This is a genomic window from Shewanella sp. MF05960 (assembly GCF_050849305.1).
Taxonomy (GTDB): Bacteria; Pseudomonadota; Gammaproteobacteria; order Enterobacterales; family Shewanellaceae; genus Shewanella.
The window spans coordinates 301,463-313,935 of record NZ_JBOZPS010000004.1; the positions used below are offsets into that span (position 1 = coordinate 301,463).

General features: G+C 40.0%; 12 protein-coding genes and 2 pseudogenes. 4 read left to right on the forward strand and 10 right to left on the reverse strand.

Features of this window, described 5'->3' with window-relative positions:
• Positions 1-128 precede the first annotated feature (128 nt).
• From ACROAE_RS06190 to ACROAE_RS06200, 3 genes are all read right to left on the reverse strand, one after another.
• Positions 129-539, reverse strand: coding sequence for a hypothetical protein (locus ACROAE_RS06190; RefSeq protein WP_432400121.1), 411 nt, complete (start codon positions 537-539; stop codon positions 129-131).
• Between the two features lie 125 nt (positions 540-664).
• Complete coding sequence (locus ACROAE_RS06195; protein ID WP_432400122.1) at positions 665-1,411, reverse strand: hypothetical protein; 747 nt, start codon at positions 1,409-1,411, stop codon at positions 665-667.
• 1,476 nt (positions 1,412-2,887) lie between these two features.
• Positions 2,888-3,454, reverse strand: coding sequence for a sugar O-acetyltransferase (locus ACROAE_RS06200; protein ID WP_432400123.1), 567 nt, complete (start codon positions 3,452-3,454; stop codon positions 2,888-2,890).
• Positions 3,455-3,869: 415 nt separating this feature from the next.
• Between ACROAE_RS06200 and ACROAE_RS06205 the strand changes: the two genes are divergently transcribed.
• Positions 3,870-4,304, forward strand: coding sequence for a dCMP deaminase family protein (locus ACROAE_RS06205; protein WP_432400124.1), 435 nt, complete (start codon positions 3,870-3,872; stop codon positions 4,302-4,304).
• A gap of 144 nt (positions 4,305-4,448) precedes the next feature.
• Here ACROAE_RS06205 and ACROAE_RS06210 read toward each other — a convergent pair whose 3' ends face one another.
• From ACROAE_RS06210 to ACROAE_RS06225, 4 genes are all read right to left on the reverse strand, one after another.
• Positions 4,449-4,799 (reverse strand): DUF1971 domain-containing protein, encoded by a 351-nt coding sequence (locus ACROAE_RS06210; protein WP_350431830.1) that lies wholly within the window; start codon positions 4,797-4,799, stop codon positions 4,449-4,451.
• Between the two features lie 537 nt (positions 4,800-5,336).
• A complete protein-coding gene (locus ACROAE_RS06215) occupies positions 5,337-5,465 on the reverse strand; it encodes a DUF2474 domain-containing protein (protein WP_350431831.1) in 129 nt (42 codons plus the stop codon).
• Positions 5,466-5,486: 21 nt separating this feature from the next.
• A complete protein-coding gene (cydB, locus tag ACROAE_RS06220; protein WP_350431833.1) occupies positions 5,487-6,494 on the reverse strand; it encodes a cytochrome d ubiquinol oxidase subunit II in 1,008 nt (335 codons plus the stop codon).
• A 28-nt stretch (positions 6,495-6,522) separates the two neighbouring features.
• Positions 6,523-7,896, reverse strand: coding sequence for a cytochrome ubiquinol oxidase subunit I (locus ACROAE_RS06225; RefSeq protein ID WP_432400125.1), 1,374 nt, complete (start codon positions 7,894-7,896; stop codon positions 6,523-6,525).
• Positions 7,897-8,042: 146 nt separating this feature from the next.
• On the opposite strand from ACROAE_RS06225, the gene ACROAE_RS06230 reads away from it, so the two are divergent.
• Both ACROAE_RS06230 and deoC read left to right on the forward strand, forming a co-directional pair.
• The gene (locus ACROAE_RS06230; protein ID WP_432400126.1) at positions 8,043-9,470 is read left to right on the forward strand and encodes a PLP-dependent aminotransferase family protein; all 1,428 of its coding nucleotides are present in this window, start codon (positions 8,043-8,045) and stop codon (positions 9,468-9,470) included.
• A 187-nt stretch (positions 9,471-9,657) separates the two neighbouring features.
• Complete coding sequence (deoC, locus tag ACROAE_RS06235; protein WP_432400127.1) at positions 9,658-10,416, forward strand: deoxyribose-phosphate aldolase; 759 nt, start codon at positions 9,658-9,660, stop codon at positions 10,414-10,416.
• A gap of 180 nt (positions 10,417-10,596) precedes the next feature.
• On the opposite strand, the gene ACROAE_RS06240 is transcribed toward deoC, so the two are convergent.
• The gene (locus tag ACROAE_RS06240) at positions 10,597-10,863 is read right to left on the reverse strand and encodes a hypothetical protein (protein ID WP_432400128.1); all 267 of its coding nucleotides are present in this window, start codon (positions 10,861-10,863) and stop codon (positions 10,597-10,599) included.
• A 107-nt stretch (positions 10,864-10,970) separates the two neighbouring features.
• Here ACROAE_RS06240 and ACROAE_RS06245 point away from each other — a divergent pair.
• Positions 10,971-11,363 (forward strand): annotated as a pseudogene (locus ACROAE_RS06245) (transposase); the annotation flags it as partial.
• A gap of 416 nt (positions 11,364-11,779) precedes the next feature.
• On the opposite strand, the gene ACROAE_RS06250 reads toward ACROAE_RS06245, so the two are convergent.
• Both ACROAE_RS06250 and ACROAE_RS06255 read right to left on the reverse strand, forming a co-directional pair.
• The gene (locus tag ACROAE_RS06250; RefSeq protein WP_432400129.1) at positions 11,780-12,013 is read right to left on the reverse strand and encodes a hypothetical protein; all 234 of its coding nucleotides are present in this window, start codon (positions 12,011-12,013) and stop codon (positions 11,780-11,782) included.
• 130 nt (positions 12,014-12,143) lie between these two features.
• Positions 12,144-12,473, reverse strand: a pseudogene (locus ACROAE_RS06255) (ISAs1 family transposase); the annotation flags it as partial.

The window sequence follows — 12,473 nt, forward strand, 5'->3', positions numbered from 1 at the left end:
ATGTGAAAATCTCAATTGTATATTGCAACAGAGCTCTAACGCCCGCTTAAGCGGACAAAAACTGTTGGTTATAATGTGGAGCGAAGCGGAACCTAACCAACTGTTTTTGTTTAATTTTAAAGCGATTACTAGGCAATTCTGAGCCAGTTTATTAATGCATTTAAAAGTAATGCTCCTGTAGCAACCCAAAGTCCAATACGTGTATACATATTTGATTGTTTGAGCTCTTTATTATCTTGTTCTCTTTTCTGTAATACTTCAGCAGCTTGAAATAGCATATCCGCCTGATAAGGGAAGAAAAAACAATTATCGCGTTTCTGCTTTACTACGAGTTCAAAAAAGTTATCTTTTTTCGTTGCCCCTTCACGCCAAACACCCATATGACACTCTGTAGAATAATATTCTTTAATAGGGTTATTTTTTTGGATCTCAATCTGCTTTCTTTCACCTTCCGAAACAGCAAAATTTAATCGTCTTCCAGTATTATCTTCGACATATTCTTTGGATAGAAAGTGACAATTTTTGCAATTACGCTTCATATTTGAGTGAACTCCCATAGTTGCCTAACGCCGCATTAAGCGGACTAATATTGTGGGTTATACTGTGGAGCGAAGCGGAACGTAACCCACTGTTTTAGTTCCGTTTAAATGCCTTGTTAAATGCCCTATTCAACAACTGAATGCACAATATGGTTCTCAAAGTAATGAACAAATGAGCGTTCAGGTATTTCATATTTATTGAACACGTAATCTTGTAACTCATTTTCATTTGCTCTTGGTATTTCAGAGTCACAATAATAGACGTAGCCTTCTCGCTCTTGCTTTGTAGGGTCAAACAAAAACTTCTGAAATTTGTTTACAAATGCAGAGTTGATTGCCGTTGCATAATTTGGAGACTTATCATTTATTAATAGATTAATTATGCCATTATAAATAATAAACACACCATCAAGCGTGTCTTTGTACTTAAAAAAATCACTAAATGTCATATATAAACAATGTTTAGCAATGCCACCATTTGGTACGATAGAGCGAGCACCATATAACGATGCAAATGTTTGTTCTCTTTGACTCTTTTGGCTATGCCCAGACATAACAATAAAAATAAAGCAAAGGTCACTATTTGTTTTTTCTTTTTGTATTTGAAGCTGTTTAACTGCATGTTTGAATATAGACTTATAACGCCTTTGCCCCTCAAACGTTTCACTCCCTTCATATAAACCAGATTGTGACAAACTACTGTCAATTTTCTTCTTCAATTCTTCGTCATCTAATTTTTCTTTTACTTCTACAAGAATTGACAAATCATCCTTGATTTCAAAGTCAGGGCTTTTTTCGTGTGATTCAGGAATTTTTCTTGCAGTTAATCCGAATTCGGTAAAAAACTGCTTAACTTTATCCTCGAGATTCATAATACTCCTTGGGCATTTAACAGCTTATTGAACGGCCAAATAAATTTAAAGTCGGCCTCTTAAGTTATTGATTAATATCATCCTACATTCTCTATGTCTTTGATGTAAAGCGATAAAATACTCTCAACATCCTTAAATAAAACGAGCTTGCGCGTTAATGTCGTTAAAAAAATAAAGGATGAAATTTATTTTCAATATTATCAACTAATTATAGTTTTCTAATTAAGCCTACGTTACGACTTTAGGCTTACTTAATGAGTTGTTTGATTTAAATTAAGCCAGATCTCATTATATCTGTATATAAAACCAGTTCATTAAATTATGCAATCTAGGCAGTAAAAATGACATCTGTAAAAGAGTAATATCAATTAAATGTTGTATGGAAAACGAAGATAAGCATTGTTAAATAGAGCTTTGGTTCTAAGTAACTTTGGGGCAGAAATGAGTTAGTTATATTGTCTTTAAAAGGACAAATTCAACTCTGAACTTGAGGCCGTTGAAGAAAATGACGTGAGCTGGCCATGGACGGCCAGCTAGCTTTGGAGGGGAAGGGACGCCCCATCTGAAGCGTTAGCATTTTTGAATAAGGCCGAAGAATGCTACAGACGAAGTTAAAAGCTGGATCTAACCACGTCGCGAAATTATCGCTTTTCAGATGATTTTGATGTGGCGGCTGGGAGTCCCAAGAGGGAATAGCCGTTAATTCCCTCTTGGTCTGGTGTGGGCGAAGCGCCACGACGTTAATGGCCGATGGCCATATTTTAAACTCACTTTGGGGCAAAAACGATTTAGTTTTCTTGATTTTAAAATGTTCAAATTCAACTCTGAACTTGAGGACGTTGAAGACTCTTTATAAGTGAATGCGTGAAGCTCACTTGACCTTTCACGCACATCTGACCCATATGGATATGGGAAATGTCACAATGATTGTAGGGAACATCATTGACCATGTGCTACAAGGCATTCAGGCATCCTGCCTATCAGATGTGAGCTTAGCTTTCGCGGTACAGGATGTACCATCGGAAGCGGTAGCATTTTCACTCTTTATTGCACGATGGGCCGAAGTCGATTACAAACGAGGTTCAAAGCTGGATCGAACCAAATGGTGACCTTTTCGCAGTTGTTGTTTTGTAATAGCGAAAATGTTGCGGGGCGGCTGGGCCAATTCTTTTATAAAGAGTAAAGAGGGAATAGCCGTTAACTCCCTCTTGGTCTGATGTGGGTGAAGCGCCACGACGTTAGTGGCCGCAGGCCATAAGTACAAAACTACAAGAAACTAACACCTGGATCCCGGCTCATAAGCATTGCCGGGAAGACGATGACACGAACCTGAATAAGTTGATAACTTACTGCCTTTGCTCTTGTATGAGAATAAAACTAAGCCATCCATTTTAGTGATGAATTTAACAAAACCATTCTTCACTTTGATTACGATTGCGTTAACCACAATTCAAATCTATTAATTGACCTTAATTATCAACAGTCTGAGCACTCTATTTCTTTAAGCACTCTCGCGGGATTACCGCCGATGACAACATTGTCGCCAAAACTCTTGGTTACCACAGCGCCTGACGCGACAACAACATTATTGCCTAACGTCACACCGGGATTGATCGTAGCGTGGCCACCAATCCAACAATTATGGCCTATGGTTACTGGTTTGCCGTACTCTACACCGCTGTTTCTTTTAATAGGGTCGAGTGGATGCGTAGCAGTATAAATTCCTACTTGAGGCGCGATTAAACAATTATCACCAATTCTAACTTCTGCAACGTCTAAAATAACGCAGCCAAAATTGGCATAAAAATTTTCACCAACATGAATATTTACACCATAATCACAGTTAAATGACGACTCAATATGAATGTTACTCCCTGTCGAGCCAAACAATGATTTAACAATGTTCACTCGTTTATCAGCATCACTCACACTGGTTTGATTTAACGTTTCGGTCAATAAACGGGCTTTTAGGCGTAACGCAACCAACTCCGCATCACCGGGATCATAATACTCTCCTGAGAGCATTTTCTCTTTTTCTGTCATATTCCACTCTATTCAAACTAAGCTAAAAAAAGGCTACAAACTAAGTCTATATAGCCATATTATTACAGAGCAACAAAAATTAATCATACCATCCATTTTTGTAGCCGTAGTTCAACTTTTCAATCCTTGTTAAATATATGGAAATAGCTTTCTGCACGATTAAAACGCATACATTAATGTGCGTTATCAACAAACTGAGCCCTAAAGAGAAACAGTAAGTAATGCTTTGATCAGCCGATGAGCTTTGGGTTTAACCAACCTTTAAGGCGCACTATAACCCTACTAAATATAAGAAAAGGTAAGTAGGATCAAGATTATAATATACTAGGTTGATTTCTGATTGTTCTGCATAGAAAATAGCGCCCAGACGCAGTGATAGTTAATATGATAAATAACGCATAGGAACGGCAATAAGATGATGACAAAATGGGCGACACGTTTTTTACAGATGGCCGAACTTGTAGCATCTTGGAGTAAAGATCCCTCCACCCGAGTTGGTGCAGTGATCACTGAAAACAATCGCATCGTATCGTTAGGCTTTAATGGTTATCCTCACGGAATATCTGATAGTGCAGAAACCGATAACCGCGAAATGAAACTACTAAAGACACTTCATGCTGAAGAAAACGCCATATTGCATGCCAAACGCGATCTCAGTAGCTGTGAAATTTGGGTGACCCACTTCCCCTGCCCTAACTGCGCCGCCAAGATTATCCAAACTGGATTGCGCGCCGTACATAGCCCAAAGCCCAACGACGATTTCCTGTCACGCTGGGGAGACAAGATTAAAATCAGCGAAGAGATGTTTGAACAAGCTGGCGTTGAAGTCGATTGGATGCAAGTAGATTAACCCTATTTTTCAGCGTCGTTCCGGCAATGGGGCGGACAGTCGCCTCGCAAATCACCATGCTTCACCTTTCCGATGAAGTATGTCATCCAGCTTTTGAACAAATTGAAATAGATGACCATGTTAATTGTCTGATATTAATTGTTTTTATTCATTTCGCTCTGATAAGTTTTCTTTAACGATCTGAGAATCTTGTTGTGCAAAGAACTCTACTTTAAATTCAGTATCTTCAGTCATCAACTCAACTTTATGCCAGTATTCTGGTGGTGAAATGGCAACACTTCCGGCTTTGACTATAAGCTCTTGCTCTATCGCACCGCGACGTTCTTTAAAACCAAAAAATCTTAACTCCCCAACGGTCACGCAGATTCTCCCATAAACTCCGGCTTTGGTATTATGCTCGAAAAGAAATAGCTTCGGGATATTATCCTTGTTCATTAAAAAGGTGGTTTTGTAGTTTACAAAATCAGCGGGAATAACATTATTTTCTTTGTTCATATTGTTACCTCAATTAATGATAGATTTTTTTATTACAGGTGACCATTTGGCTAGCCTCAATAACCGATTTAAAAACTAAAGAAGCCACCAAAATAACATCATAAGTAAAGTGACTAAACTATGCCATCCCGCTTTTGAACAAGTAACATAACTCGTTTTCATTGCTTTAGCGAGATTTCGGCGCAATGCATTCAACGCATCGATTTCTATCGATATGTCTAAAAAATTGGAATGGGTGGCCATGCTAATTGTGGAAAGCAGAAGGTGATAATCGTTATGTTCTAACGTCAAAATGGACGATGAATAAAGCCTTTGGTGTTGTGTACAGTGAACTTTGGTTTTAGAGGCTGACGGACGCGCCCACCTGGCGCGTGATGAGTTTGAAGTACTGGGTGAATAAAGTAGCCACCCAGCACTTGAACAAATTGGAATGGGTGGCCATGTTAATTCTAGCTATATTAATTCAAGGTGTGCTTCGCTAGACGCTTAGTTTACTTCTAATAAAGTTTCTATTATTCTGATTTTGTTATGGATTACTTAAGATTTAAATCCAGCCGCAGTCATCAATAATTTAAATCCCATAGATACTATGCCTAACGAAAGTACACTTATAACCCAGATACTTATAAGCCATAACCATTTCTGGAGTGTGCTATTAAGTTTCATTTTAACCTCCCTAATGATTAATTAGTGGTAAGCCTCGCCTTCTTTTACTTTTCCGGCGAAGACGTAATAACTCCAAAATGTATATGCAAGGATCATTGGAATAATGATCAACGCACCATAAAGCATGAAACTGAGGCTTTCTTTGGGGGCTGCAGCTTGCCATATTGAGATGTTAGGAGGAATGATGTTAGGCCATAGGCTAATCCCAAGACCTGCAAAACCAAGAAAAACAATCATTAATGCCATTAAAAACGGGGATGTTTCTTTTTGCTTTTTGACTGAATCAAATGTTTTCCAGCACAAAACAGCCGTCAGTAAGGGCACCGGAGCTAATAGGAATAAATTGGGTAGCGTAAACCAACGTTCGGCAATGGATACGCTAGTCAGTGGTGTCCATACACTCACGACAATTATAGCAACAATAAGTAAGCTGAGAATTTTAGGCACTAAAGTAAATATGGTCTGTTGCAGATCACCTTCAGTTTTCGTTAGCAACCAAGTGCTACCAAGTAATGCATATGCAGCCAACAGACCAAAGCCACAAAATAGTGGGAATGGAGCGAGCCAATCTAACTGGCCACCTGTAAATATACGACCTTCAACAGTAAATCCCTGAACCACAGCACCAACGACAACACCTTGACAATAGGTGGTAATAATTGAGCCTACCATAAATGCACGATCCCAGAATTTAAGGTGACTAGGTAGTGCTTTAAAGCGAAACTCAAAGGCAACACCCCGAAAAATTAGTGCCACTAACATCAGTGTAATTGGAATGGTTAACGCTTCAAGAATTATCGAGTAAGCCAGAGGGAAGGCGCCAAATAGCGCAGCGCCACCAAGTACTATCCACGTTTCATTACCATCCCAAACCGGGGCAACACTATTAACCATGACATCTTTTTGTGAACTGCTTTTAACAAAAGGCATCATAATTCCTATGCCTAAATCAAAACCATCCATGAAAATGTACATCAAGGTAGCAAAGATGATGATACCAAACCAAACAACCGAAAGATCTAATTCCATAAAGATTACCTCAAGTCATGCCGTAAATTTAAAGTCGACCAGAAATTGTCGAAATTTCATGGGAACCAGTGTTGTGATCATCATCTAGCTGAGGCCCCTGTTTCATTTGGCGCATCATGTAGAAGTAACCAAACCCAAAGACGAGGCTGTAAACAATGAAGAAACATAGAAGGCTGATACTCATTTGTAAGTCACTATGGGCCGATACTGCATCTTTAGTTTTCATCAATCCGTATACAACCCAAGGCTGACGGCCTACTTCGGTAGTAAACCAACCCGCGAGTATAGCAATTAACCCAGCGGGCCCCATTAAAAGAGAGAACTTTAGATACCAACCTGTATTATAAAGTCGCTGTTTTTTACGTAGAACAATACTGCAGAAACCCTGTAAAATCATAAGCATTCCAAGTAATACCATAATTCTAAAAGACCAAAATATAACTAGTGAGTTAGGTCTTTCGTCTTTTGGAAAGTCTTTCAATGCTGGAATGGGTTCTACCAAACTGTGCTTGAGTATTAAGCTGCCAAGTACGGGTATTTCAAGCGCAAAGTCTGTACGCTCTTTTTCCATATTCGGGAATCCAAACAGAATCAATGGACTTGGGCCGCCGTCAGAGTTATCCCAATGTCCTTCTATCGCTGCAATTTTTGCAGGTTGATGTTCTAGCGTATTAAGGCCATGTATGTCCCCTATATAGGCTTGGATCGGTGCGACTAGAACTAACATCCACATTGCCATCGAAAACATTTTCTTAACTGGGCCAGTTTTGTTGCCCTTGAGCAGATGCCAGGCTGCGCAAGCACCGACAAATAAAGCAGTGCTGAGAAATGCTGCAACACCCATATGAACTAATCTGTATGGAAATGAAGGGTTAAAAATGACTGCAAACCAATCGGTTGGGACAACTTGACCATTGATAATCTCGTAACCGGTTGGGGTTTGCATCCAACTGTTAGAGGCGAGGATCCAAAAAGTAGAGAGTATGGTTCCCAGAGCGACCATACAGGTAGCAAAAAAGTGTAGCTTATCGCCTACTCGTTGCCAGCCAAAGAGCATAACCCCAAGAAAACCAGCTTCTAAGAAAAAAGCAGTCAGCACTTCATAAGTGAGTAGCGGCCCAGTAATACTACCGGCAAAAGATGAAAAACCACTCCAATTGGTTCCAAATTGATAGGCCATAACAAGGCCTGAAACAACACCCATACCAAAGTTTACAGCAAAAATCTTTGACCAAAAAAGGTAGAGGACTTTGTAGTCAGGATTACGTGTTTTGAGGCTTAACCCTTCTAATACAGCAAGGTAGCTAGCCAGCCCAATGGTTATTGCTGGAAAAATAATGTGGAAAGATATTGTAAAAGCAAACTGTATCCGTGCTAATAACAAAGCATCGAGCTCAAACATAAACTAGCCTTATTCATTTTAGAAGATGGCATATTAATGGATGGCCAAGGGTATAAGTAGGCACAGAAATTAAGTCTAAATATATAACAGATGGTTTTTATCGGTGTTATGATTTAGAAGGTATTAATTGTTATGGTGAATTCGAATTGGCAAAGTATGAAGATCTGGTTTATCAACTCAAACGTCAGATAAAATCTGGAGTCTGGCGTGCGGGCGATAAATTACCGTCGCTTAGAAAACAGTCTGAACATAGTGGTCTAAGTTTGATGACAGTTTTACATGCTTATCAAGTCTTGGAGTCTCAAGGTTATGTGGTTTCTCAAGCGCGTTCAGGCTATCGTGTGACACCTGAATTAAAAGAAACCGAACCTCATCGACATATTGCGGTGTCGTTAACTGAAAAAGTTGATATTAACGACTTTGTGTTTGAAGTGCTGCAAGCAGGTCGTAACCCGTATATGGTTAATTTTGGTTTCGCGTATCCAGATCCTAGTTTGTATCCACGCCAACAAGTTAATCGTTCGCTAATGTCTGCCGCCCGAAATCTACCAATTTCTAGTACATTCGATAATTTACCGCCTGGTAATGAAGAGTTAAGAACGATCCTTGCTAAACGGTATGCGACAAAAGGAGTTAACATATCGCCTGAGGAGATTGTGATTACCGCCGGCGCACTCGAAGCGTTAAATCTCAGCTTGCAAGTGTGCACCAAACCGGGTGATTGGGTGGTGGTTGAATCTCCCACGTTTTATGGTGCACTTCAATCATTAGAGCGGCTGGGATTAAAAGCCTTGTCGGTAAGAACCGATACTATAGCAGGAATTGATCTCGATGCTTTGGAAAAGGCACTTCAATCCCATGATGTAAAGGCGTGCTGGTTGATGAGCAATCATCAGAACCCACTGGGTTTTACACTAACATTAGAGAAAAAGCAGTCGTTAAATGATCTGCTTAATCGTTATAACGTGGCCTTGATTGAAGATGATGTCTATGGAGAGCTTTATCAAGAAGGCTCTCCAGTTATGCCAGTCAAACAGTTTGATCAAACTGGAAACGTAATGCTTTGTTCTTCTTTTTCAAAATCTTTGGTTTCGGGGTTTAGAATTGGTTGGGTAGCAGCAGGGAAGCGTGCGTTGGAGATGCAAAAGTTGCAATTAATGAGCACGCTAGCAACAAGCGCACCCATTCAATTAGCGCTAACGGACTATTTAAGTAAGTGTAATTACGAAACCCATTTAAAGCAGTTGAGAAAAAAACTGCATGAACGTAAGAGACAGATGGAGTGTTTGCTTACTAAGTACTTACCTTCAGGAGTGAATATAACGAGTCAGCAAGGAGGTTATTTTATTTGGGTAGAACTTCCGCTTGGAATTGATTCTGTGGATGTTTTTCATGCTGCTATAAAGCAAAACATCAGCATTGCGCCGGGAAAAATGTTTAGCGTAACCGAACACTACAACCATTGTATGAGATTGAACGCGTCCTTTCCACTGAATGATAAAACAGTACAAGCTATAATAACATTAGGACAAATAATCAGTGAATGTATGGTGGTGAATGCATCAAAAAAATGAGCAACTTCGAAATAGCGAACCCAAGTTCTAACCCGAACACTCTAATCCTCAAGATCTGATATAGATATAGCCTTCATTTCTGTATCTATTTTCGAAAGTCCTCCACTTTTATAATGCCGTTCCTTTATTTGTTTCCAAGGACATTAGGTCCTTGGGAATAGATTTTTACTACGTATCGGAAAAACCAATGAGTAATGTAAAAATAGCTGCACTACGTGCACTTCATTTGATGGATCTAACAACCTTAAGCGATAACGATACCGATGATAAAATTATCGAGTTGTGTAAGCTAGCTAAAACCTTTGCAGGTAATACCGCCGGCATATGCATCTATCCGCGTTTCATTCCTATTGCCAAAAAGCAATTGCGATCACAAGGTACCCCCAACATTCGAGTGGTCACAGTGACTAATTTTCCTCATGGAAATGATGATGTTGAAATAGCCGTTGCTGAAACAAAAGCGGCCATTGCCTATGGCGCAGATGATGTCGATGTTGTGTTTCCATATCGCGCGTTAATATTGGGTAATGAGGATGTTTGTTTTGAGCTTATTGAGCAATGTAAAGCCGCTTGCGGTAATGACATTTTCTTCAAAGTGATTATCGAGTCTGGTGAGCTAAAAACGCCTGAACTAATCAAAAGAGCCTCCGAAATATCCATTAAAGCGGGTGCTGATATGATCAAAACGTCTACGGGGAAAGTGCCCGTCAATGCAACGCTAGAAGCGGCTGAAATTATGTTATCAGTCATCAAACAGATGGGCGTTGAAAGTCACGTTGGTTTTAAGGCCTCTGGCGGCGTTCAGACTGCAGAAGAAGCCAAACTATATTTAGATATGGCTGATAATATTATTGGGGAAGGTTGGGCCGATAACGCTAAACACTATCGTTTTGGTGCTTCTAGCTTGTTATCTAATCTACTTAATACGCTAGGTGAAGCAAAATAGACGTTGACGCTAAATATTAAATTGAGCACTTATGAGCGTTCCTATTCGACAAGATGTTACCGATAAATCTACGCTGCAGTAAACTATGCCACCTAGCTTTTGAACAATACTTAAACGCACAGCCAGCGCTGGCAGTTTGCAGCGCCTTGTCGTCGTTTTCGGTCTAAATGCTCACAATATTCAGTTAAAATAATAAAACAATGCCGCCATCATTTTACTGTTCATTATAAAGAGTGCGTAAGCATAAATATCAATAGCAAAGATGGTGGTAAGCTCAAGAATACGTGAGTCAACCCACTCACGCCGATGCTCAAAGTTCTCACAGGTTGAATGATCAATACCACACAAAAATGCCTTACGCACTACTCGTGTACAACAGTGACTACTTCTATTTGCAGGAGAAGGCGTATCGTCTCGGCTAACGATAGTTTGTCTAGATTTGGCCATCTTAGGTTACCTTTTAGAGATAAAGGTAACTAAAGCCTAGTTAAGTCTTTATTATTTATCTAATTACTCTAGCCACCCATTTCTAAAACCTAGCCACCCATTATTTGGTCGGGCCCATTATCGCGTCAGCGTTCGTCGCATCAATTGGCAGAGGTCAGGCGTTTAATACTGCTAAAGAACTGGGTGTGTGGCTAGGGTTAACCCCAAAGCAATTTGCCTCTGGCCATCGAAGTGTCAATGGCAGTATCACCAAGCGAGGTAACGGATATTTACGCAAACAGCTTATTCATGGAGCCAGAACCGTCGTCAGCCATGCAAGTAAAAAACAAGATGATTTAAACCTCTGGATAACACAGTTAAGAAGCCGAAAAAGCATCTGCAGTACGGTGGTTGCCACGGCTCATAGACTCGCCAGGCTGATATGGGTTTTATTACAAAAACAAGTGCCTTATGCTCCGCAATATGCTGCTAATCAAGGAGCAAACCATGGTACTTGTTAACACTGTTGTCGCTATCTTGCAGAGCTCGGTCTGGCCAAGGACTCCGAGTCCGACTGGGTGATAAGAGCCGCAAGATAGCACATTAAATACTCACCAGGGTTGTTGTGAACGATGAAGAAATGGCTCAGTCCAACCAGTGCTAGCCCGAATAGGCCAAGGATAGGAAAAACCTAATCCGCATGGGTGTTTCAATTGACCGGCGCAGTGGTACGGATTTCATTAGGGGCGCAGCTTGGCTGTTAAGCCCGTATATATGGCAGTACAACCGCTTCTAGCGGTAAATGAGCGCATTAAAAGCAACGATAAGAGTGAGAATGTTGTACAGAAAACTAAGGCCAAAAAGCTTTGGGTAAGCAGAGTATTATCTTGACTCACCGGGAGCGTCCATATATGGCCATGTTAATTTTCGATTAACTTTAAAATGCTTCACGAGAGAAATTCATTATGTTATTACCGTATTGCAATATAGACTTTTCTCGCACAGAGTTTAATAACAGTCTTACCTCAATAAGATCATTACCAACATCAGCGATTTCATCTTCATCTTGTGACGTCTCACATACTTGCGCCATTTTCAGTTCCATTTCAACTAGTGATTCAAGAATTATTTTTAATTCTGATTCGGCTAGATTTAATTGAAATTGACTCATACTACTTTACCTTCTTTTTTAAATACTCTAGATGCTTTTAAAGCCATTTCTTCCAATAGACCTTTATATTTATCTATTGGCATATTTTGGTTAGGAGCCAGGGTCACCGCATGAGTGTTTAATTTTTAACCTAACTACTAAATCCAGCCTTTAATACTGCTTCAAGCATCGATGGATTCATCATGCATCGCTTTTGTTTTCCAACAATGCTTATCTTCGTCGGCTCTGCTCGTAACATATTCAAACTCATATGACGCAGACATGACAGATTTTCCGCCCCGTGAGCGTTGTATATTTGACATGCATCCTCACTCATACTGACATCAAGCACCCATGCCCCAATGTTCTCGAACGGCTATCGCTGCTTGTTCGGCACTTAACCCTTTAGAACTGATGTAATAACGATACTCAAGCTCGATTGGCTTTCCTTTCTCAAGGCGACAACTTTCAACCATAACGA